Here is a 21,362-nt window from a genome sequence, read left to right on the forward strand (position 1 = left end):
ATTCTTGGCAAGGCCTATAATGCGTCACTGCTGACAGAGGTTGACATGGCCAACGACACCCGCACCCGCATACTCGAGACCACAGGCCTGTTGCTCAGGCAGCGCGGCTATCACGGCACCTCGCTCAACGACATTCTGGGCGCCAGCGGGGCGCCGCGCGGCTCGCTCTATTTTCATTTCCCAGGCGGCAAGGACCAACTGGTCATCGAGGTGACGCGCAACAGCGTTGCCGACGTCACGAAAAGGCTGGGCGAAGCACTGGCAGCCGAGAGCGATCCTGCAGTGGCCGTCCATCACATCTACCAGTCGGTCGGGCGCATGCTGGAGGACAATGATTTTTCGCTGGGTTGCCCCATCGCGCCGGTGGTGCTGGATTCACCCACCGATGTGCCGGAACTGGCGGAACTCTGCCGATCGGCTTTCGAGCAATGGATCGGCTTGCTGCGACAGGCCTTTGTCAGGGCAGGAGTGCCCGAACGCCGGGCGCATGCCCTGGCACTGCTGGTCGAATCCTCGCTGGAAGGGCTTATGGTGATTGCGCGGGCCACCCGCGACCGTGCACCGGTGCTGGTGGTGGCCGACGAGGTGGCGGCACTTGTCGAGCAGGCGGTGCTTGCAGGCAAGGTTGCGCGGCAGGCGGACAGCGCCGCCTAACCATCCGCTTTCCAAAACAAAAAAGGGCGCCTCTCGACGCCCTTTCCGTATGTATAAGCCAGATAGCTTGGATTAGAAATCCATGCCGCCCATGCCGCCCATGCCGCCGCCGCCCATGCCGCCAGGCATGCCGCCGCCAGCCGACTCCTTCTTGGGAGCCTCCGCGATCATGGCTTCGGTGGTGACGAGCAGGCCGGCGACCGAAGCCGCGTCCTGGAGAGCGGTGCGAACGACCTTGACCGGGTCGACGATGCCCATGGCGATCATGTCGCCATACTCGCCGGTCTGGGCGTTGTAGCCGTAGGTCGCGCCCTTGTTGTCGAGGATCTTGCCGGCGACGATCGAAGCTTCAGCACCTGCGTTCGAAGCGATCTGACGGGCCGGAGCCTGCAGTGCACGACGAACGATGTTGATGCCGGCAGCCTGGTCGGCATTGACGCCGGTGACCTTGATGTTGGCCGAAGCGCGCAGGAGAGCGACGCCGCCGCCTGCAACGATGCCTTCTTCCACGGCCGCACGGGTCGCGTTGAGGGCGTCATCGACGCGGTCCTTCTTTTCCTTGACTTCGACTTCCGTCGCGCCGCCGACACGGATCACCGCAACGCCGCCGGCGAGCTTCGCCAGACGTTCCTGCAGCTTCTCCTTGTCGTAGTCCGACGTGGTCTCTTCGATCTGCTGCTTGATCTGGGCAACGCGGCCCTGGATCTCGGCCTTCTTGCCGGCGCCGTCGACGATGGTGGTGTTCTCCTTGGAGATCGACACCTTCTTGGCGCGGCCGAGCATGTTGAGGCCGACGTTCTCGAGCTTGATGCCGAGGTCTTCCGAGATGACCTGGCCACCGGTGAGGATGGCGATGTCTTCCAGCATGGCCTTGCGGCGATCACCGAAGCCCGGCGCCTTGACGGCGGCGATCTTCAGGCCGCCACGCAGTTTGTTGACGACCAGCGTGGCCAGAGCCTCGCCTTCGACGTCTTCCGAGATGATGAGCAGCGGCTTGGAGGTCTGCACGACGGCTTCGAGAACCGGCAGCATGGCCTGGAGGTTGGACAGCTTCTTCTCGTGCAGGAGGATGTAGACGTCCTCGAGCTCGGCAACCATCTTGTCGGCGTTGGTGACGAAGTAGGGCGAGAGATAGCCGCGGTCGAACTGCATGCCTTCGACGACTTCCAACTCGGTCTCGGCGGTCTTGGCTTCCTCAACCGTGATGACGCCTTCATTGCCGACCTTCTGCATCGCTTCGGCGATCATGGCGCCGACCGACTCGTCGCCATTGGCCGAGATCGTGCCGACCTGGGCAACTTCCTCGGAGGTCTTGATCTTCTTGGCAGCCTTGCCGAGAGCCGCGACGACTTCGGTCACGGCCAGGTCGATGCCGCGCTTCAGATCCATCGGGTTCATGCCGGCGGCAACGGCCTTGTGGCCTTCCTGGACGATCGACTGCGCCAGAACGGTCGCGGTCGTGGTGCCGTCGCCGGCGATGTCGTTGGTCTTCGAAGCAACTTCGCGGACCATCTGCGCGCCCATGTTTTCGAACTTGTCTTCAAGCTCGATTTCCTTGGCGACGGTGACGCCGTCCTTGGTGATGCGCGGTGCGCCGAACGACTTGTCGATGACGACGTTGCGGCCCTTGGGGCCGAGCGTGACCTTCACTGCGTCGGCGAGGATGTTGACGCCGCGCAGCATGCGCTCGCGGGCGTCGCGGGAGAATTTTACGTCTTTAGCAGCCATTTTTTAGCTCCTGGCAGGGGGCTTGCGATCAAGCCCGAAATTAGTTGACGGTGAGGCCGATAATCAGCCGATGATGCCCATAATGTCGGATTCCTTCATGATCAGAAGGTCTTCGCCATTGAGCTTGACTTCGGTGCCCGACCACTTGCCGAACAGGATGCGGTCGCCGGCCTTGACGTCCAGCGGGACCAGCTTGCCGGCTTCGTCGCGAGCGCCGGAGCCGACGGCGATGATCTCGCCTTCCTGCGGCTTTTCCTTTGCCGTATCCGGGATGATGATCCCGCCGGCGGTCTTGGATTCGGATTCGACCCGGCGTACGACCACGCGGTCATGAAGCGGGCGGAACTTCGACTTTGCCATTTTTTCTTCCTCGAATGAGAACGGTGAGAGCTGTTCCTCGATCCGGCGGTGCCGGATGTGCGTTAGCACTCACCTGGGGAGAGTGCTAACGTGCGCTGAAATAAGCGCGTGGCTTTCGAGAGTCAAGGCGAACGGTGAGCACAATTGTGCCAATTGGAGCCGTGCCGCGATCCGACGGCAGACCCTACCGGCGCCGCGGCGATTTAAGCACCAGAAGCGGACAGCGTTCAGCCAGCCCATAGGTCCCTGTCGGCGCGAGGCGGACACTGTCAAAAAACCGGCTCGCCTCTTCGACCAGCGTCGCCGCCGGGGCGAAACTGTAGACAGTCTGCGAATTCGCATAGACATCGATGGTGCCGATGACCGGCATCTCCCATCCGGTCGTCGCGGCAAGGGCCTCCCGGTCGGCAAACAGCGCATCGAAGGCGTCGAGGATCGCCCGCACCGGAATGGCGCGGTCGGGATCGCCGCCGGCACAAGCCATGGCAATGCGCCATTTGAGTTCGTGGAAGGTCGCGACACCACCGGACAGCGTCAGCGCCCGGACCTCCTGCAGATCGTCCGGCACCTGAGGGCTTGCATAGGCGCGCAATGCAGCCCGCCCATCGGACTTCAGCACACGCGCGATCTCGGCAAGCAGCGCCTGCCGTGCAACCGAGGAGTCCAGCGCCGACAGACAGCCGTCGCCGATCACCGCCCCGGCGCTTTCGTCGCCCAGCGGCAACTCCAGCCAGTTGCCGATCACCGCCTTGCGTGAGGCGGTATCGCCCGGCCAGATGCCCGATATCATGGCAGTGGACTCGTCGATCGCGAGCATGGTCCTTCCGAGGCCGGCAAGCTCCGGCGTGACCCCGAGCAGCACCACATCGACCGATTGCAGGCTAAGTTCGCGCTCATAGGCGGCGACAGCTTCCGGGGGCGGACACAGCGGCGACCCGAGAAGCCGCCAATGACGGCGAATTGCGTCCCAATGCTCAGTCATGCGGAACGGTTTGGGGAAAGGCTGGACATATTTCCTTCCAGGCTGTTGGTTGCCTTGCGAGTTACCTCATGCAGGAAAGGCCATGGCCCGCATTGCCGTAATAACGCATGAATTTGACCGCTTCCAGAGCCGGCGGGGCCTCCTGCTGCGCCAGGACAGCCCCTACATGCTGTTCGACGTCCTGGCGGAGCTGAAACGGCGCGGTCACTCCGTGCAGATCATGCGTGGACCCTCGGCAAGTCATAACGCCGATATTGCCGTCCTGCATGTCGACGCGACAGTGACGCCATCGGACTATGTCGACTACGCGCGCGGATTTCCGATTTGTCTCAATCTTGGTGCAACCGACATTTCCAAGCGCCGCATCAGCGGTGCTATCCTCGAGGAGGGTGCCAACTGGAGCGGCCAGGTCATCGTCAAGAGCAACCTCAATCATTGGGGGACGCCCGAGGAGCAGCTCAACCGAAAATCCGTTCGCGCCGGCAAGGCAGTGCCTTTCCCGGGCGCGCAGACCTTCGACCGTTATCAGGTGCATGCCTCGCTGGCCGATGTGGCGCCGGAGATTTTCAGGCGTGCCGACCTAATCGTGGAAAAATTCATTCCCGAAATCGAGCCCGACGGGTTTGCGGCGCGGTTCTGGATATTCTGCGGCGATCGGGAGCGCTGCACCCGCTATGTCTCGCCGCAGCGCCTGGTCAAGGGCGACGACACCATCCGCCGGGAGCCGGTTGCGGTTCCCGACGAATTGCGCGCCTTGCGTCGGAAGCTGGGCTTCGACTATGGCAAGTTCGACTTTGTCGTGCATGAGGGCAGGGCCGTGCTGCTCGATGCCAACAAGACCCCAGGTCGCGCCAGGAACCTGTCGAAGATCGTTGCCGCCGGCGCCGCCAACCTGGCCGACGGCTTCGAAAACCTCATCCACCAGACCGGACGGGGCCGAATCGGGCGCTAGAGGAACAGTCCCAACTGCGTATGGATGATCGACCGGTAGTCCTCGATGGTGTGGCGGCTTTCCTCTTGGTCCTGGGTCAGCGCCATGCGCACGACGCCGCCGGCCAGTTGGAAGATCAGGAAAACCATACGGCCGAACTCATTGCGTCGCTCGGCTGCGAGAAAGGGGCCGACATGGTCGCAGAACATCGTCGCCTGGCGCCGGGTTTCGGCGATGTCGAGATTCTTCAGCGCCTTGTCAGCCTGGATGGCGTTTTGCAGGTCCTGAATGGCGGGGTCGCCGGCGACGCGCTCATAGTAGTCGTCGAGCAGCCGGTCGGCCGCAGCGATAACGTCGTCCAGCCCGCCAATGTCGGCAACGATGGCGGCAAGCCGGGCGCGGCTCACTTCGGAGAATCGCTCGTAGAGCATCGCCAGGATCGCCGACTTGTTGGGGAAGTAATGATAGACGGTGGCGATCGGCCCGCCGGCCTGTGCGCCGACTTCCTTCATGGTGACGGCGTCGATGCCTTTCTCGCCAATCAGCCGCATGGTCGTCGACAGGATGGCGTCGATGCGCTCGCGGCTGCGCTCCTGTTTGGGCCTGCGCCTCGGTTCGGTCGTCATCTGCACTGCTTCGTTCATGCCGCCATCCTCTCGATCGCCCAGACCATTCGATCGCCAAGACCATCCCCAGCCTTGTTGGTGCCAAGTCCCGCTGATGATTGACAAACGAATATGATCGAGTATCAGTTTCTAAATGCTGACAGACTGTCAGTTTTTTTGCCGACAGGCAAGGACGTTGGGAGGCGACCGTGACTTCTGCTGGTAACGCCGATGCCGGGAACGGCGACTGGCTGGTCGGCAACCCGACTGGGGCGCAGCTCGCCTCGGCATTGTGGATCGGCTCGGTCGGCCTGCTGATTCTCGGGCTGCAGCCGGTGCTTCTTGGCGCGCTCTACACCGAAGGGCATGTCAGCGGTGACGAACTCGCGCTGGTCGCCACGGCGGAGATGATCGCCATCGGCATCGGATCGGCGGTCATCGCCATGATGCTGTCCGCCCACAATATGCGCTCGAAAAGTGCCTGCCTTTTGCTCTTGCTGGCGCTGGCTAACTGCGCGACCGCCTATGCGCTGACCTCGACCTCGCTGATTGCCGCCCGCGCGGTGGCGGGCCTCGCCGAGGGTGGGCTGGTGGCGGTCGCCACGGAACTGATCGCCCGTTCGCGCCGGGCCGAGCGCATCGGCGGCTTCTTCGTCACCCTTCAGACCCTGGCGCAATGCGCCCTTGCCCTGCTGCTGGCGCTTTACGTCATCCCGGCCGCCGGATCGGCAGGCGGCTTCATCGTCCTTGCCGTCGTCTGCATCGCTTCGGTGGCGGTCGCCTTCATCGTCCCCGATAGCTATGCCGACCTGCCCAAGGAGGAACAGTTCAGCAATGTGCTGACCGTTCCTTCGCTTGCCGCTTTGCTGTGCGTCTTCTGCTACTTTATGTTCTTCGGCTCGGTCTGGGCGTTTCTCGAGCCGCTTGGCGCACAATACGGCATCGATGGCCGCAGCGTCGGCCTGATCGTCTCGGCCAGCCTCGCATTGCAGGTGCTGGGCGCAATGACGGCTACCGTCTTCGAGGCGCGTATCGACTACCGCTTCGTCATCGTGGCGATCGGCGTGGTCGCCGTCGCCAGTTCCGTGGTGCTCGCCGGCAGCCCCGGCCTGACGGTTTTCTGGGTCGCGGCCTTGATCATGGGCTTCATCCTTCTGTTCATCGTGCCCTATCAGATCCGGCTGGCGATCACCGCCGACGAGACGCGCACGGCCGTGCTTCTGGTGCCGGCGGCCCAGCTTTTCGGTCTGGCGATCGGCCCGGTCGCGGCATCGCTGCTGATCGACGGCAAGGATTTTCGGCCGGTGCCGGAATTTGCCGCCGCCAGTGCTGCGGCCAGCGTCGTGCTGCTCGGCCTGTTCGTCCTGATCGCACGGCGCCGCCGCGCCATCGCCTGAGACACGACCGGGGGAGCATCTCCTCGATACTTGACTAAGTCAAATAAATGACCGATCGTTGATGGGCAGGAGGCTTCCCATGACGATCCATCATCAACCCGGCAAGGAACGCATCGACGCGGTGCGGGCTTTCAACCGCTTCTACACCCGCCAGATAGGTCTGCTCGACGAAGGCCTGCTGAAAAGCGCCTTCTCGCTGACCGAGGCGCGGGTGCTCTACGAACTGGCGCATCGCGATGGCCTGACCGCCAGCGATCTCATCCGCGATCTCGGCCTCGACGCCGGTTATGTCAGCCGGCTCCTGAAGAAGTTCGAGCACCTGCAGTTGATAGCGCGCGCGCCGCTGGCGTCGGATGCGCGGCAGTCGTCGATCACGCTGACGCCGGTGGGGCGGCAGGCCTTCGCGCCGCTGAACCGGGCTTCGCACGACCAGGTCGCGGCCTTGCTGGAGCGGCTTCCTGCTGCCGAAGAGGACCGGCTGGTCAAGGCCATGCAGACGGTGCAGCAACTCCTGGGCGACAGCCCGGAGACCAAAGTGCCGTATATGCTGCGCCCCTTGCAGGTCGGCGACATCGGCTGGGTGGTGCGCCGCCAAGGACAGATCTACGCACAGGACTATGGCTGGGACGAAACCTACGAGGCGCTGGTCGCCGAAATCCTCGGCGCCTTCGTAAAATCCTTCGATCCAGAATGGGAACGCAGCTGGATTGCCGAACGGCAAGGGGAGGTGGTCGGCTCGGTCTTCGTCGTGCGCAAATCCGACGCGGTGGCGAAGCTGCGCCTGCTCTATGTCGAACCATCGGCGCGCGGCCTCGGCATCGGCAAGCGGCTGGTTCAGGAGTGCATCGGCTTTGCTCGTGCCAAGGGCTACAAGACGCTGACCCTATGGACCAACGACATCCTGACCGCCGCCCGCCACATCTACGAGAGTGCCGGCTTCAGGCTGGTGGACGAAGAGCGCCATCACGCCTTCGGCAAGGATTTGGTCGGCCAGAACTGGAGCCTGGAGCTGTAGCGGCGTTCAGGCCACCGGGACCCATATCTCCAGCCCGCCATTGCCGCTGCGCGGATCGAACTCCGGGCCGTAGCGCTCGAATTCGGGGCCGTCGGCTATATCGTGCCCCGAGGCCGGCAGCCATTTGTTCCAGATCGTGTTGACGGTGCGGCGGATGGTGGAGATGTGCTCGGCATGGGTGAACACGGCGTATTTCTGCGCCGGCACCCGCACCCGCGAAAGCTCCTTCGGCAGGTCCGAGAAATCCGAAACTTCGACCCCGGCGATATAGTCGAAATTGCCGGCATCGTCGCCATTGACGCAGACGCCATAGGCGACGTCGCCGGTCTCGCCCGGGATGTTGCCGATAAAGGGACCGAAGCGCTGCCACTGCATCGGAATGGCCGCACTGGTTTCGCAGCTGTAGCGCTCGCCGAGGCCGGCAATGAGGAAGGGACGGCCGGTCTCGAAGCGCGGCGGCGGCAGTGAGGCGAGGAAGGACTGGTCCATCAGGATCGGCTCCACCAGGTCGAGATTGCTGAGGCTGCCCTGCGCGCGCACCAGTTCCGGCGTCGTGCCGAACTGATCGCGGAAGGCGCGGGTGAAGGCTTCGTGCGAGGCGTAGCCGGCATCGAGCGCGACAGCGAGGATGTCGGGCGCGCCGGAAGCCAGCTTGCGCGCCGCTTCGGTCAGCCGGCGCGCGCGCATATAGCCCATCACCGAACGGCCGGTGGCGGCGCCAAAGGCGCGCGTCACATGAAAGCGCGAGACGCCGCTGCTTTGCGCGACATCCTCAAGCGAGATCGCTTCCGGCAAATGGCTCTCGACAAACCACAGCGCTTTCTCGGTCGGGTTCATGAGTCTCCTCTCATTTGGCCACTCCATGCTGCCGGCTTTTTGCGAGGCCAGTTTGATCGAAATTGCGCCTGTCGTAAAATCGAAGGGCGCTGGTCGACTGTGGCAGGTCACCATCGTGGAAAGCCGCTGCTGGGCGGCCTCGGCCTGGCTCGCTGGGACAATATCCGGGCGCGCTGGGTGCGGGCACCATCCTTGCCTATGCCCTGTGGAACCACCGCCGGCTCGATGCCTTCCCCGCCGGCGAAAGTGCCGCCGAAAGCCTAGGTGTGCCGGTGGCGAGGACGCGCAAGACGACCTTTCTCCTCGCGGCGTTCTCGACGGCAATTCACGTCACGGTCGGGAGGTCATCCGCAACCGTTATTGACTGTGCCATGACCGCATCTGCATGGCTGCCACCCCTCTTTTTCGGCTCTGGCGCAATGCGGCGCCTTGAATGGTAAGCACGCTTATAATATATACCGCTCATGGTTTCCGACGGCATAGATAGATTGGGCTTTTTGATCCACGACGTGCAGCGCCTCATGCGCAAGCGCTTCGAGGCGCGCGCCAGCGGTCTTGGCCTTTCCTCGGCACAATGGCGGCTTCTGGTTCGCGTCGCCAAGGAGGCCGGCGTCGCCCAGGCTCGCCTCGCCGAACTTCTCGAAATCGAGCCGATCAGCGTTTCACGCCTCGTCGACCGGATGGAGGAGGGCGGCTGGATCGAGCGGCGCTCCGACGCAACTGACCGGCGCGTGCGCATGATCTTCCCGACAGCCAAGGCGAACGCGGCCTATGCCGAGGTCAAAAGCCTTGCTGGCGAAGTTTATGAGGAATCGCTGGTCGGCGTTTCGCCGGACGACCGCCGCGTCCTTATCCGGGCGCTGGACACCATCGTGCAAAACCTGGCGGACGGCGAGACGTCGTCCTTGAAGAGTACGGAAGGGGCAGCAGCATGAACGCGGCAGCCAAACTAGACGAGAATGTTACCAAGATCGAGACGCCGGCACAGCCGGCTGCCGAAGCGCCTGCACAGCCGGCTGCCGAAGCGCCTGCACAGCCGGCCGCAGCACCTGTCGCGGTGGCTCCCCCGGTTCAACCCGCTCCGGCTCCGGTCAAGAAGCGCCGCATCGGCCGCTTGCTGCTGATGGTCGCCCTGCCGGCCGCGCTGGCCATTGGTGGCGGTTATGTCTGGGTGACCGGCGGCCGCTATCAGGAAACCGAGAACGCCAATTTGCAGCAGGCCAAGGTGTCGATCGCCTCGGACACGGCCGGCCGCATCGTTCAGGTCGGCATCTCGGACAATCAGCAGGTCAAGCAGGGCGATGTGCTGTTTGCCGTCGACCCCGAGCCCTACCGGATCGCGTTGGCGCAGGCCGACGCGGCGGTCGCAGTCGCACGCGTCGGTATCGAACAGCTGCGCGCCGCCTACAGCCAGGCGCTGGCGCAGGAAAAGTCCGATGCCAGCCAGGTCGACTACGCGCAGTCGCAGTATGACCGCGCCGCCGACCTTGCCCAGAAGGGCATCAACGCCAAATCGTCGCTGGACGAGGCCAAGAACGATCTCGACAAGGCCAGGCAGCAACTGGCCGTTGCCGAGCAAGGCATCATCAGCGCCAAGGCGGCTCTCGCCGGCAATCCCGATATCGAGACCGACAAGCATCCGACGGTGATGGCCGCACTCGCCGCGCGCGACAAGGCCGCCTACGATCTGGCGCAGACCACGGTCAAGGCGCCGGCCGACGGCGTCATCAGCCAGGCCTCCTCGTTCAAGATCGGCCAGTATGTCGGTTCCGGCACGCCGCTGTTTGCGTTGGTCGAGACCGGCGACACCTGGATCGATGCCAATTTCAAGGAAACCCAGCTTACCCACATGAAGCCTGGCCAGAAGGCCGAGATCGTCGTCGACACCTATCCGGGCAGAACTTTCGAGGCCACCGTCAAGGCGATCGGCGCCGGCACCGGCGCGGAGTTTTCGCTGCTGCCAGCTCAAAACGCCACCGGCAACTGGGTCAAGGTCACGCAGCGCATTCCGGTGCGCCTGGAACTGACCGATGCCGACGCCAAAATGGCGCTGCGCACCGGCATGAGCGCCTCGGTTACGGTGGATACCGGCGTTGCTCGCGGGTTCCCCGCTATCTTCGGCCACGCCACCGCAGGCGAAGCACAATAGACTGTGAATGGACCGTGATCTCGAAAAGCAGGATCACGGCCCGGCAGAACGCCCGCCGCAGGCGAGGTGAAGTTGAGATGACAGGATCGGTCCGACGGCAGGTTGAACGAGGGGTGGATTGGACCGGGCCGCATCGCGGCCTGCCCAGAACCTGGACCATCTCGGCGCCCATCCTTCGGACCTTGGATTTCCGGGCGGCAAGCGCCTGATGTGTCGAGACCTTCGATCGATGTAACCCCCACATCGATAGATCGCGTCCCACCGCGATGAGGGTCTCTTCACCAGAGAAGGCCTCGCCGCCCGGAAACCTAATGTACACGTTTTTGTAACCTGTCGGAAGTTCCGCATCATGACCACACCAGAACCTTTCAAGGAAGTGCCGCATCGCGGCCTGATCACCGTGGCGCTGATGCTGGCGACGGTCATGCAGGCGCTCGACACCACGATTGCCAATGTCGCGCTGCCGACCATGACCGGCGACCTCGGCGCGTCGCCCGACAACATAAACTGGGTGTTGACCTCCTACATCGTTGCCGCCGCGATCATGACGCCGGTGACCGGCTGGCTGGCCGACCGCTTCGGCCGCAAGGAACTGTTCCTGGCGGCGGTTGTCGGCTTCACCGTGTTCTCGATGCTGTGCGGCATTGCCTGGAGCCTGGAGAGCATAGTGTTCTTCCGGCTGATGCAGGGCGTGTTCGGCGCAGCCATCGTGCCGCTGTCGCAGACCTTCCTGCTCGACATCAACCCCAGGGAACGCCACGGCCAGGCGATGGCCATCTGGGGCGCCGGCATCATGCTGGGGCCGATCCTGGGTCCGACGCTGGGCGGTTGGCTGACCGAGAATTTCAACTGGCGCTGGGTGTTCTTCATCAATTTGCCGGTCGGCATCATCGCCTTCCTCGGCATGGCAGCCTATTTGCCGGTCGTTGCCCGGCGGATCCGCAGCTTCGATTTCTTCGGTTTCGCCATGATTTCGCTCGGCGTCGGCGCGCTGCAGCTGCTGCTCGACCGCGGCGGCGAGGTCGACTGGTTTTCCTCGGTCGAAATCTGGATCGAGCTTGCTCTTTCGATCACCGGCTTCTGGGTTTTCATCATCCATACACTGACGGCGGAACGTCCTTTCATCGACCCCAAGATCTTCCTCGACCGCAATTTCGTCACCGGTCTGGCTTTCATCTTCGTCATGGGCGTGCTGATCCTGGCCTCGATGTCGCTGCTGCCGCCGATGCTGTCGACCATCTTCGGCTATCCGACCGTCACCATCGGCGTCGTCCTGGGGCCGCGCGGTGTCGGCACGATGATTTCGATGCTTGTCGTTGGACGGCTCATGAGCAGGATCGACGCCCGCATCCTCGTCGTCATCGGCTTTCTGCTCACCGCGCAGTCGCTCTACACCATGTCCTCCTTCACGCCGCAGATGGACAATTGGCTGATCCTTAGCTCCGGCGTCATCCAGGGCCTGGGCATGGGCATGGTGTTCGTGCCGCTGTCGACGGTGGCCTTCGCCACGCTCGACGTGCGCTTCCGCACCGACGCCACGGCCCTGTTCAGCCTGGTTCGAAATCTCGGTTCGTCGATCGGCGTGTCGGTGGTGACGGTTCTCATGGTGCGCAACACGCAGGTCAATCACACCGAACTGTCGGCTTTCATCAACCCGTTCAACCCCAATTTGTGGGCGGCCTCGCCGGCGGCAGCAGGCGGCGATCCGACGGCACTTTCGCAGGTGGACCGCATGGTCAACATCCAGGCGATGATGATCTCCTACGTCAACGACTTCAAACTGCTGATGGTGATGACGCTGGTTGCCATTCCGTTTGTCTTCCTGCTGCGCAAGCCGAAGACCGCTCCGGCCGGCGCGGCCGCTCCTGCCGCGCATATGGATTGAGGCGGGCGCCGGTAGCGCTGGCAGCAAGCTGGTTGCCCCTGATGATTGTTGCTCGGATGATCGTCAAAACCCGCGTGTGCAAAAGAATATCGATAATGAGCCGTTGGAAGTTGATTTGAAATGACATTTGCACCTTTGGTATCTGGTTGCTGACGCCTCCAATTCCGTTACAGTTCATCTTGAATTAGCACATCTGTAACATTGTCAGTCGACTTTCGTCTGGCACGACAGAGGCCCTTTCTTGTTTCAGGTGCCAAACCGGAGGAGGTCTGTTTGGTCACGAAGTCATCCAGAAGATCCGTCGGGGCGCGCCGGCCGGTGGGCGTAGCCGCATTGGCAAGACTGGCTGACGTTTCCTACGATACGCTCGAGGGAGAACTTCGCACGACCATTGCGGGTCTCGAAGGGCAGACCCTGCGCTTCGAGACTGCGATCGAGAATATTTCGCAAGGCATCTGCTTTTTCGATGCCGATGAACGGCTGATCCTGAGCAACCGGCGCTATGCGGAAATCTACCGCATTGCGCCCGAGGAATTGCGGCCTGGCGTGACACTGAGCGAAATAGTCGAACGCCGCGTTGCCGCCGGCACGGCGGCGACGGCCGCCGACACCTATCTCGCAACGGCTCGCTCGATCAATTCGGGCAAGGCTTCGCGGCTCTGGACCGCCAAACTTGTCGATGGTCGCACAATCCAGATCCGTAACCAGCCCATGCCCGATGGCAGTTGGATCGCCACGCATGAGGACATCACTGAACTCCTCGCCAATCGGCAGATCGTCGACGAGCGCATTTCGCTGCAGGCGCTGATCGACTGGGTGCCCGATTATCTCTGGGTCAAGGATACGCAAAGCCGTTTCGTCGTGGTCAACAGCGCCCTTGCGACCGATAGCGGCCGCAACAAGACCAGCGACATGATCGGTTTGACCGATTTTGATCTCCACCCCCCGGAATTTGCGCGGAAATTTCGCCTGGTCGAGCAGCGCCTGCTCAAGAGCGGACAACCAATGATCGACGCGGAAGAGTTTGTCGTCGATGCGTCGGGCGCCGGCAAATGGCTTTCGTCGACGAAGGTGCCGCTGCGCAATCGTCAAAATGAAATCTTCGGCCTGGTTGGCATCGCCCACGACATCACCGCCCGCAAGCAGGCGGATGTCCTTCGCAGCGGGCAGGCGCAGATCCTCGAAATGATTGCCACGAGCGCGCCGCTGGAGGACGTGCTCGACCGCCTCATGCGCTTCGTCGAGTCTCAGTTGAAGGGGATATTCGGTTCCGTCCTGCTGCTCGACAAGGACGGCATTCATTTGCGTCACGGTGCGGCGCCGGGCCTGGCGAAAGCCTATACGAGCGCCATCGATGGGGCCGCCATCGGTCCCAAGGTGGGATCCTGCGGAACCGCCATCTACCGGCGGGAACCGGTCATTGTTACCGATATTCTGCAGGATCCGCTTTGGGACGATTACCGCGAACTGGCGGCACCCCATGGCTATCGTTCGTGCTGGTCAACCCCGATCCTGTCGCATCGGGGCGTCGTGTTGGGCGCCTTTGCCATGTATTCGATGACCGTGCGCGAACCCACCCATGCCGAGACCCGCCTGATCGAATTCACCACACACATTGCCGGCATCGCAATCGAGCGCAAATTGGCGGAAGACCAGATCCACTTCATGGCCAACCATGATGCGCTGACCGGCCTGCCCAATCGCGCTTTGCTGGAGGATCGGCTTTCCCAGGCGGTCCTCTACGCGCAGCGATACAATCGCTGGATGACGGTAGTGTTCATCGATCTCGACAATTTCAAACTGGTGAACGATACGTTTGGCCACAATGCCGGCGACGAACTCCTCAAGACCGTCGCCAGCCGTTTGGTTGGATGCGTGAAGGCCACCGACACCGTCGTGCGGCTTGGCGGCGACGAATTTGTCATCGTCCTGTTCGACCAAACCACCAATGTCGATGTGGTCTCGGAAACCCTGCAGACGATCAGGGATGCGATCGCGGAACCGGTTCTTGTCGGAGAGCATCGGCTGAGAACGACGGCCAGCATCGGCATCGCAAATTACCCGAAGGACGGGACCAGCCCGGATACGCTGTTGGCCAATGCCGACGCCGCCATGTATCGCGCCAAGGAATTCGGCCGCGACAATTTCCAGTTCTATGCCCCGGAGTTCAACTCAACGGCACATGAAAAATTCCTGCTTCAGGAGGAATTGCGAAACGCGCTCGCCCGGTCGGAATTCGCTCTGCATTATCAGCCACAGGTGGATCTGCGATCGGGGCAGGTTTTCGCCGTCGAAGCGCTGGTGCGCTGGAACCACCCGACGCGAGGCCTGGTTTCGCCGGCGATGTTCATCCCGACCGCCGAGGAGACCGGGCTGATCGTGCCGCTCGGCGACTGGATCCTGCACGAAGCCTGCCGGCAGAACAAAGCCTGGCAGCGCGCCGGTCTGTCGCCCGTAACCGTCTGCGTCAACGTGTCGGCGCGGCAGTTCCGGGAGAAGAACCTGATCGACCGCGTCGTCAACGCATTGAAGGAAAGCGGCCTGGAGGCGAGGTATCTCGAGCTCGAAGTGACGGAAAGCCTGATCATGCAGGATTTCGAGCTGGCGGTCGCAACGATGAACGGACTGCAAAAGCTCGGCGTGCAGATATCGATCGACGATTTCGGAACAGGCTATTCCAGTCTCAGCGCTCTCAAGACGTTTCCGGTGGCGCGGCTGAAGATCGACAAGTCCTTCATCAACGATCTCGCGACCGACGAGAACGATCAAGCGGTCACTGGCGCCGTGATTTCCCTGGGGCAGAAGTTGAACCTTCGGGTGCTGGCCGAAGGTGTCGAAACGGAAGACCAGGTCGCCTTCCTGCGCAAGAACAATTGTGACGAGGTGCAGGGCAATTATTTCAGCAAACCCCTGTCGGCTGGGGATATCGGCGAGCTGATCGCGAAAGGCTGACGGCTGGCTCGCGCCGTAACCGCTGGCTGCTATTTTCCGAGCACCAGGCTCCAGTAGCGGATGGCGCTGTCGCGTCCGTCGCGTACATAGGCGAGGCCGAAGCGGCTGAAATCCGGATCGAGCATGTTGCGGCGGTGGCCAGCCGAATGCATCCAGATGTCGAACAGTTTCTGCTGGTCGAAGCGGCCCTCGGCGATGTTCTCGGCGGCGGCGCCCCGCACCCCATTGTCCTTCATCCGCGACGCGAAATCCTTTCCCCAGCCCGTCGTGTGGCTCATGCGTTCGCGTGAGGCCATATAGCCGGCCTGCTGCCGAGCGGCCTGCTCGAGCTGGGCGTCCGGCACCAGCGCCGGCAATCCGGCCGAAGCTCGGATGCCGGCCAGCGTCGCGGTGGCCGAGGACGACACACCGGCGCCTTCGCCGGTCGGCACCGAGACCGTACTGCAAGCAGCGAGGCCGGCCATGGCTGCAAGGCCGATCAGCAGCAGGCGCCTGTTTGGTTTTGGACTTGCTGCGCCAGAGCGGGTTTGCGCGAGCGGATGATTGGTGGTGCAGATCATTGTCATGCCTGCCTGACTTAGCCGCGATCATGGCTTTTGCCGGGCAGGGCTGCGAAAATCTCAATCGCTGGCCTCCGTGCAGGTTCGGCCGGCCGATTCGAATGGGAAGGTCGGCGGCCGATGTAGTCTCGGCGCGCTGCGTCCGATCAGCGTTGCGCGTCGGTCGCCATTTTAAGCGCCAGCGCGGCGAGCACCGTGCCCATCATCCAGCGCTGGATGACCATCCATAGCGGCCGTCCGGCAAGGAAGGTGGCGATCGAACCGGCCGTTACCGCGATGATGGCATTGGCGGTCAGGCTGATCGAGATCTGCGTGGCGCCGAGCACCAGAAGCTGCGACAGCACATGGCCGTTGCCCAGCGAGATGAACTGCGGCAGCAGCGACAGATAAAGCACCGCCACCTTGGGATTGAGGAGATTGGTCATCAGGCCCATCGCGAACAGCTTGCGCGGCCTGTCCTTCGGCAGTTCGCGCACCTGGAATGGTGAGCGCCCGCCGGGCCGCACCGCTTGCCAGGCGAGCCATAGCAGATAGAGCGCGCCGGCAATGCGCAGTGCGTCATAGGCAAACGGCACGGCAAGCAGCAGCGCGGTGATGCCCAGCGCTGCCGATACGACATAGAACAGAAAGCCGGCCGCCACGCCGCCGAGCGAGATCAGCCCGGCCTTCGGGCCTTGCGACAGCGAGCGCGAGATCAGGTAGATCATGTTCGGCCCGGGCGTCAGCACCATGCCCAGGCAGACCAGCGCGAAGGCGAGATGGTTGGCGGTTTCGGGCACGGGCAATCTCCGGGAAGCGGTGACGATACCCACCACGCGTTTTGACTCACCGCAAGAGCATGATGGCCGGAGCCTTTGCGCCAGCGTCGAAAATTGGCGAAAGCGGCGAAGCCGCCAATTTCCCCCGCAAGGTGGGGGAAGATCAGCAGCTTCAACCCTCAGCTCACCACGCGCAGGTTCGAGAGCTCGTTGGCGATTTCCTTGAAATTGTCGGACAGCGTGGCGCCGGTCGCGTTCCAGAACAGTTTTGCAGGCTTGCTCGGGTCGGCCGGATCCTTGCGGAAGCGCGAGTCCGACGAGCACACCTTCAGTGCCTCCATCGCGCTCTTGTCGCCGGCGTCGGTCGTCGACATATCGAGCGCCACCGTCATCACCATGATGTTGGCCGCCTTGGCGTTGTTGCACAGCGTCGCCATCTGCTCGTTGAGGGCGGCGGTGTAGTTGCTCGACGAATAGTTGAGCTGGCCGATGGCGCTCGACGTGCCGCCGAACAGGCGGGTGACCGCAGTGCCGTTGTAGCCGACGCCGGTATAGCCATAGGCGGCATAGGTCGACTTGTTGCCGGCGGGATCGCTGCTGGGCACCGCGTAGGTGTTCTCGCCGTCGGTGAGCACGATGACCACCTTGTCGTTGCCGCGCTCCGTCTCAGGACGTCCTCCTGTGAAAGGCTCCGTGCTGGAGACGGTGCGCCAGCCCCAGGCCATGCCCTCCGGCACATTGGTGAAGCCGTTCGGCGCCATCAGGTCGATCGCAGCCTTGATCTTGGTCAGCCCGGCGGTGTTGGAGACGTCGGTCAGCGGCGTGATCGGTGTCGTCGTGCAGCTGTAGTTAGGACCGGCACCGGCCGACAGCACCGGAGCATTGATCGGCCGCGGCTGGAAATACTTGGCCATGTTGGACTGCCTGGTCTTGCCGGAGGTGCTCGCCGGATCGTCGTTCCACCAGCTGTTGGCCGCGCCATAGGTCTTGGGGGCCACCTCGTCGGGGTCCTGCGTTATGTACCAATGATTGCCCGGCTCGTCTGGCGCGAACATCGGCACGAACATGGTCGCGGGATCGCCGACGCCGGTGCCGGTGTTGTTCGGTCCGCCGGAGGCCGGCGCGTCGTTGACATTATAGGGATAGGGCCGCACTTCGACGCAGCCCTGCCAGCTGGCGAACGGTCCGTATGTGTCGTTGTAGTCGTATTCGTTGTGGCTGTCCGAGCATGTATGATTGGCGCGATATTTGTCGCAGACCACGCGTTTGCTGCCGACGATGCGCTCGTGGCTGGTGACCACCTTCATGTCGCGGTAGAGCGAGAAGCGGGTCAGCATCTGCCCCTCCTGCTCACCCCAGCCAGTGCCTTTCTTGTACCAGATGCCGCCGATCTTCTGGGCATATTTGTCGGCTGCGTTAAGCGTGGACCAGGCGAAATTCTCATTGTGGATGGGCGACAGCCCGAAGGCGTCGATCCACGACGCGTTGTCGTTGCTGGCGCCGACATTGACCGAGGCGGCGAACGGCACCAGGCTGAACTGGACCGGCTTGTCGATCTGCTTGATCATCGCGGCCTGCAAGGCAAGCGTGTCGACGAGCTGCTTGGCGGCTTGCTTGAGAAGGTCGATGCGCTTTTGTCCGGCACCCGTGCCCGTGTTCGACATCGACCCCGAATTGTCGAGCACCATGGCCACTTCCAGCGTGTTCTTCAGCCGGACTTGCGAACACACGGAGTAGGTGACGTTTTCCGACGTCCTGCCGATCAGCATCGCCGCTGCCGGCAGGAAATAGGGCTTGTAGACCAGGCTGGCGCACAGCTTGACGATGCCGCCGCCGGTCGTGCTGCTGGGCAGCGTAACGCTGAGCGTCGTGTCGGCGGGATCGACGTGGTTGAGGTTTGCCTTGAAGAAGTCGAGCGCATAGGCCCGCAACTGGTCGTCGGTGGCGCCTTCCACCAGCCGGCGCGCTGTGGCGAAGTTGGCGGCGTCGAGCGCGTTGACCACCCTCTGCTTCTCGCTGACCACGCCGGTGTAGTCGACAGCCATTGCCACGCCGCCCATCAGTGGCACCATCGCCACAACGGTCATCAGAGCGTAATTGCCGCGGCGGTCACGCCAGAAGTCACGCCGGAATGTGCGCCAGAGTTCACGCATGTGATGTAAGCGGCCCCGCCTGCGGATTCTTCAATGCCGCCACAGTTTCACAAAACGTTGAAGGACGGGTTTGGGAAACTGCTCGATTGCGCGGATAGCGCTTCACCAGGCGCTAACCAAATGCGCCAGCTGCCGAACGCAAAACGCCCCGCCGAGGCGGAGCGCCTTGTTCGAAAGATCGCGCCGATCAGCTGACGATGCGCAGGTTCGACAGTTCGTCGGCGATTTCCTTGAAACTTTGCGACAAGGTGGCGCCGGTCGCGTTCCAGTACAGCTTCGCCGGTTTGCTCGGGTCGGTCGGATCCTTGCGGAAGCGCGAATCCGAGGAGCATTTCTTGAGCGCATCTATGGCAGTCTTTTCCGCCGGCTTGGAACTAACAAGGTCGAGCGAGACGGTCATCAAGAGAATGTTCGAATTCTTCGCATTGGCGCAAAGGGTTTGCATCTGCTCGTCAAGCGCGGCCGTGTAGTTGGTCGCCGTATAGGTTGTCTTGGCGACGGTCGTGTTGACGAACAGGCGGGTCGCAGGCTCCACTGGCTTCGGAAAATTAGGGCCGGTGTAGCCATAGGCGGCGTAGGTCGATCCATTCTTGGCGTAGTTGCTGGTCATGTCGTTGCTGGGGCCGATGCTATAGGTGTTTGCGCCGTCGGTCAGGACGATGACCACTTTGTCGTTGCCTCTTTCGGTGTTCGGCCGGCCTTGCGTAAAAGGCTCGTTGCTCGACACCGTCCGCCAGCCCCAGGCCAGCCCTTCCGGCACGTTGGTGTTGCCCGTCGGGGCCATGGCATTGATGGCATCCGTCAGGATTTTCTTGCCATCGGTGGTGGTTATGTCCTGCAACGGCGTGATCGCGGCGGTCGTGCATGCCGAATTGGGTCCATCATCGGCCGCAGCGGCTGCTGCGTCCCAGGGCTTTGTCAGAAAATACTTGCGCATATCCGCCTGGCGTTTGGGGACAGTCAGCGTGTCGGAATAATCGATCCACCAATTGTTGGCGTAACCCCACGTCGATGTGCTGGTGCGAGTTGTGTCGGTCCAGAAATTGCCAGCTTCGTCCGGCGCGAACATCGGCACGAACATGGTGGCGGGCGTGCCAGTGGTCGGCGACGTGTCGTCGTCATTATAGGGATACGGCCTCGCCTCCACGCAGCCCTTCCAGGCTTCGTATTTGGCGACGACGGAGGTCTTGCAAGTGCCGTTCGAGTTTTTCTTCGTACAGGTCGTTGCCATCATGTCCTGATAGAGGGTGAAACGCGTCATCTCCTTGTCTTTGTCAGTGCCCCAGCCCGTGCCGCGCTGGTAGTAAACGCTGCCTACTTTTTCGATCCATTTGGTGGCATTTGCTGCCGCTGTCATCGTCGACCAATCGAAGTTCTGATGATGGATCGGGGAAATGCCGGTCGTGTCCAGCCACGTCGGCAATGGAGCCGGGGGGATCGGAGCGCCGACATTGACCGACGCAGAAAACGGGACCAGCGAGAACTGCACCGGCTTGGTCACCTGCTTCATTTGTGCGGCCTGGAGCGCCATTGTATTGACAAGCTCCGTCGCGGCCTTCTTGAGCAAATCTATTCGCGGCTGGCCGGTGCCGGAGCCGTTGATGCTCATGGAGCCGGAATTGTCGAGCACGAGAGACACTTCCAGCGTGTTTTTGAGGCGGATCTCCGAGCATGCCGATGTTGTGACGTCGGCGGCGGTTCTTCCGATCATCATGGCCGCTGCCGGCAGGAAATAGGGGTGGTACGTCAATTCGGCGCACAGCTTCAGCGTGCCACCACCTGCGTTGTTGTTGGGAAGCGTCACCGTCAGGACCGTATTGGCTGCTTTGACGCGGCCGAGATTGGCTTCGAAGAAATCCTTCGCATAGGCCTTGACTGCCGTATCGGTCGCCCCGGTGACGATCTGCTGTGCCGTGGCAATCCCGGCGGCATCCAGCGCGTTCAGCATGTTCTGCTTTTGGCGCAAGAGATCGGTGTAGTCGATGGCAAGCGCCAGCGCGCCCATCAAGGGCACCATGGTGATCACTGTCATCAAGGCATAGTTGCCGCGTCTGTCGTTCAGAAATCTGCGGATCATGCCTTCAGCACCCCTGCCAGGACCCCAATATCGGTCCGAAGATGCCCACAAAATCGTTAAATTTCAGGTTGCTGAAATGCGTTCAACATAGGCCGATCTTTTCAAGGCTCGTTAACCACTCGGCCCTGGTGATCAGCGGTGCGACATTGTTTCGATAGACCAAAGCTCGGAGAAGGGTGGTTCCTGCCTGTGCAACCTTCGATCAGCCCGTTGCGCAACAGCCTGGCAAGTGCCGAAAAGCTGGTGACAGGATGAAACGCTTCGGTTAATGCGGGGCCGGTTGCGGCGGACCGTCGGCTGCAGCTGTCGCAATGATCGT

General features: G+C 62.4%; 17 protein-coding genes and 1 pseudogene. 9 read left to right on the forward strand and 9 right to left on the reverse strand.

The window, feature by feature from the left end:
• Positions 1 to 45 precede the first annotated feature (45 nt).
• Entirely contained in the window at positions 46 to 654 is a 609-nt protein-coding gene (locus ACYG9V_RS14875) for a TetR/AcrR family transcriptional regulator (RefSeq protein WP_023828903.1), read from the forward strand.
• 72 nt (positions 655 to 726) lie between these two features.
• On the opposite strand, the gene groL is transcribed toward ACYG9V_RS14875, so the two are convergent.
• The 3 genes from groL to ACYG9V_RS14890 all read right to left on the reverse strand — a co-directional run bounded on the left by groL (position 727) and on the right by ACYG9V_RS14890 (position 3,724).
• Positions 727 to 2,382: a chaperonin GroEL gene (gene groL / locus ACYG9V_RS14880; RefSeq protein ID WP_023709705.1), complete on the reverse strand. Its 1,656-nt coding sequence runs from the start codon at positions 2,380 to 2,382 to the stop codon at positions 727 to 729.
• A gap of 63 nt (positions 2,383 to 2,445) precedes the next feature.
• Complete coding sequence (groES, locus tag ACYG9V_RS14885; RefSeq protein ID WP_006203049.1) at positions 2,446 to 2,742, reverse strand: co-chaperone GroES; 297 nt, start codon at positions 2,740 to 2,742, stop codon at positions 2,446 to 2,448.
• Positions 2,743 to 2,926: 184 nt separating this feature from the next.
• A complete protein-coding gene (locus tag ACYG9V_RS14890; protein WP_023689544.1) occupies positions 2,927 to 3,724 on the reverse strand; it encodes a class I SAM-dependent methyltransferase in 798 nt (265 codons plus the stop codon).
• An 82-nt stretch (positions 3,725 to 3,806) separates the two neighbouring features.
• On the opposite strand from ACYG9V_RS14890, the gene ACYG9V_RS14895 reads away from it, so the two are divergent.
• Positions 3,807 to 4,676 carry a hypothetical protein gene (locus ACYG9V_RS14895; RefSeq protein WP_027049677.1) on the forward strand — a complete coding sequence of 290 codons (870 nt, stop codon included), beginning with the start codon at positions 3,807 to 3,809 and terminating at the stop codon, positions 4,674 to 4,676.
• Here ACYG9V_RS14895 and ACYG9V_RS14900 read toward each other — a convergent pair.
• Complete coding sequence (locus ACYG9V_RS14900; RefSeq protein ID WP_352519217.1) at positions 4,673 to 5,299, reverse strand: TetR family transcriptional regulator; 627 nt, start codon at positions 5,297 to 5,299, stop codon at positions 4,673 to 4,675. The two genes, ACYG9V_RS14895 and ACYG9V_RS14900, sit on opposite strands and share 4 nt — an antisense overlap.
• A gap of 170 nt (positions 5,300 to 5,469) precedes the next feature.
• On the opposite strand from ACYG9V_RS14900, the gene ACYG9V_RS14905 reads away from it, so the two are divergent.
• Both ACYG9V_RS14905 and ACYG9V_RS14910 read left to right on the forward strand, forming a co-directional pair.
• On the forward strand, positions 5,470 to 6,657 hold the full coding sequence (locus tag ACYG9V_RS14905; RefSeq protein ID WP_023723606.1) for an MFS transporter: 1,188 nt from the start codon (positions 5,470 to 5,472) through the stop codon (positions 6,655 to 6,657).
• 79 nt (positions 6,658 to 6,736) lie between these two features.
• Positions 6,737 to 7,672: a bifunctional helix-turn-helix transcriptional regulator/GNAT family N-acetyltransferase gene (locus ACYG9V_RS14910; protein WP_352764093.1), complete on the forward strand. Its 936-nt coding sequence runs from the start codon at positions 6,737 to 6,739 to the stop codon at positions 7,670 to 7,672.
• 6 nt (positions 7,673 to 7,678) lie between these two features.
• On the opposite strand, the gene ACYG9V_RS14915 is transcribed toward ACYG9V_RS14910, so the two are convergent.
• Complete coding sequence (locus ACYG9V_RS14915; protein ID WP_023835101.1) at positions 7,679 to 8,509, reverse strand: AraC family transcriptional regulator; 831 nt, start codon at positions 8,507 to 8,509, stop codon at positions 7,679 to 7,681.
• A gap of 129 nt (positions 8,510 to 8,638) precedes the next feature.
• Between ACYG9V_RS14915 and ACYG9V_RS14920 the strand changes: the two are divergent.
• The 5 genes and pseudogenes from ACYG9V_RS14920 to ACYG9V_RS14940 form a co-directional block, all read left to right on the forward strand.
• A pseudogene (locus ACYG9V_RS14920) lies at positions 8,639 to 8,847 on the forward strand (iron chelate uptake ABC transporter family permease subunit); the annotation flags it as partial.
• A gap of 126 nt (positions 8,848 to 8,973) precedes the next feature.
• Positions 8,974 to 9,444: a MarR family winged helix-turn-helix transcriptional regulator gene (locus tag ACYG9V_RS14925; protein ID WP_023705728.1), complete on the forward strand. Its 471-nt coding sequence runs from the start codon at positions 8,974 to 8,976 to the stop codon at positions 9,442 to 9,444.
• Complete coding sequence (locus ACYG9V_RS14930; protein WP_023745452.1) at positions 9,441 to 10,658, forward strand: HlyD family secretion protein; 1,218 nt, start codon at positions 9,441 to 9,443, stop codon at positions 10,656 to 10,658. The genes ACYG9V_RS14925 and ACYG9V_RS14930 overlap by 4 nt, the downstream gene beginning before the upstream one ends.
• A 349-nt stretch (positions 10,659 to 11,007) precedes the next feature.
• Complete coding sequence (locus ACYG9V_RS14935; protein ID WP_023671527.1) at positions 11,008 to 12,543, forward strand: DHA2 family efflux MFS transporter permease subunit; 1,536 nt, start codon at positions 11,008 to 11,010, stop codon at positions 12,541 to 12,543.
• Positions 12,544 to 12,876: 333 nt separating this feature from the next.
• Positions 12,877 to 15,495: an EAL domain-containing protein gene (locus ACYG9V_RS14940; RefSeq protein ID WP_352764096.1), complete on the forward strand. Its 2,619-nt coding sequence runs from the start codon at positions 12,877 to 12,879 to the stop codon at positions 15,493 to 15,495.
• A 29-nt stretch (positions 15,496 to 15,524) separates the two neighbouring features.
• Here ACYG9V_RS14940 and ACYG9V_RS14945 read toward each other — a convergent pair whose 3' ends face one another.
• From ACYG9V_RS14945 to ACYG9V_RS14960, 4 genes are all read right to left on the reverse strand, one after another.
• Positions 15,525 to 16,055 (reverse strand): CAP domain-containing protein, encoded by a 531-nt coding sequence (locus tag ACYG9V_RS14945; protein WP_023671529.1) that lies wholly within the window; start codon positions 16,053 to 16,055, stop codon positions 15,525 to 15,527.
• 146 nt (positions 16,056 to 16,201) lie between these two features.
• Positions 16,202 to 16,834 (reverse strand): LysE family translocator, encoded by a 633-nt coding sequence (locus ACYG9V_RS14950; RefSeq protein WP_023671530.1) that lies wholly within the window; start codon positions 16,832 to 16,834, stop codon positions 16,202 to 16,204.
• A gap of 158 nt (positions 16,835 to 16,992) precedes the next feature.
• Positions 16,993 to 18,966 carry a TadE/TadG family type IV pilus assembly protein gene (locus ACYG9V_RS14955; protein WP_352764098.1) on the reverse strand — a complete coding sequence of 658 codons (1,974 nt, stop codon included), beginning with the start codon at positions 18,964 to 18,966 and terminating at the stop codon, positions 16,993 to 16,995.
• Positions 18,967 to 19,153: 187 nt separating this feature from the next.
• A complete protein-coding gene (locus tag ACYG9V_RS14960) occupies positions 19,154 to 21,043 on the reverse strand; it encodes a pilus assembly protein (RefSeq protein WP_023829493.1) in 1,890 nt (629 codons plus the stop codon).
• Positions 21,044 to 21,362: the final 319 nt, after the last annotated feature.

This window comes from Mesorhizobium sp. W016 (assembly GCF_054719485.1).

Bases quoted from the DNA above. Each gene is read 5' to 3' on its own strand.
- ACYG9V_RS14900 (WP_352519217.1), bottom strand. From the start codon at position 5,299: ATGAACGAAGCAGTGCAGATGACGACCGAACCGAGGCGCAGGCCCAAA.
- ACYG9V_RS14930 (WP_023745452.1), top strand. From the start codon at position 9,441: ATGAACGCGGCAGCCAAACTAGACGAGAATGTTACCAAGATCGAGACG.
- ACYG9V_RS14955 (WP_352764098.1), bottom strand. From the start codon at position 18,966: ATGCGTGAACTCTGGCGCACATTCCGGCGTGACTTCTGGCGTGACCGC.
- ACYG9V_RS14910 (WP_352764093.1), top strand. From the start codon at position 6,737: ATGACGATCCATCATCAACCCGGCAAGGAACGCATCGACGCGGTGCGG.
- ACYG9V_RS14960 (WP_023829493.1), bottom strand. From the start codon at position 21,043: ATGATCCGCAGATTTCTGAACGACAGACGCGGCAACTATGCCTTGATG.
- ACYG9V_RS14915 (WP_023835101.1), bottom strand. From the start codon at position 8,509: ATGAACCCGACCGAGAAAGCGCTGTGGTTTGTCGAGAGCCATTTGCCG.
- ACYG9V_RS14925 (WP_023705728.1), top strand. From the start codon at position 8,974: ATGGTTTCCGACGGCATAGATAGATTGGGCTTTTTGATCCACGACGTG.
- groES (WP_006203049.1), bottom strand. From the start codon at position 2,742: ATGGCAAAGTCGAAGTTCCGCCCGCTTCATGACCGCGTGGTCGTACGC.
- ACYG9V_RS14890 (WP_023689544.1), bottom strand. From the start codon at position 3,724: ATGACTGAGCATTGGGACGCAATTCGCCGTCATTGGCGGCTTCTCGGG.
- ACYG9V_RS14895 (WP_027049677.1), top strand. From the start codon at position 3,807: ATGGCCCGCATTGCCGTAATAACGCATGAATTTGACCGCTTCCAGAGC.
- ACYG9V_RS14945 (WP_023671529.1), bottom strand. From the start codon at position 16,055: ATGATCTGCACCACCAATCATCCGCTCGCGCAAACCCGCTCTGGCGCA.
- ACYG9V_RS14875 (WP_023828903.1), top strand. From the start codon at position 46: ATGGCCAACGACACCCGCACCCGCATACTCGAGACCACAGGCCTGTTG.
- groL (WP_023709705.1), bottom strand. From the start codon at position 2,382: ATGGCTGCTAAAGACGTAAAATTCTCCCGCGACGCCCGCGAGCGCATG.
- ACYG9V_RS14935 (WP_023671527.1), top strand. From the start codon at position 11,008: ATGACCACACCAGAACCTTTCAAGGAAGTGCCGCATCGCGGCCTGATC.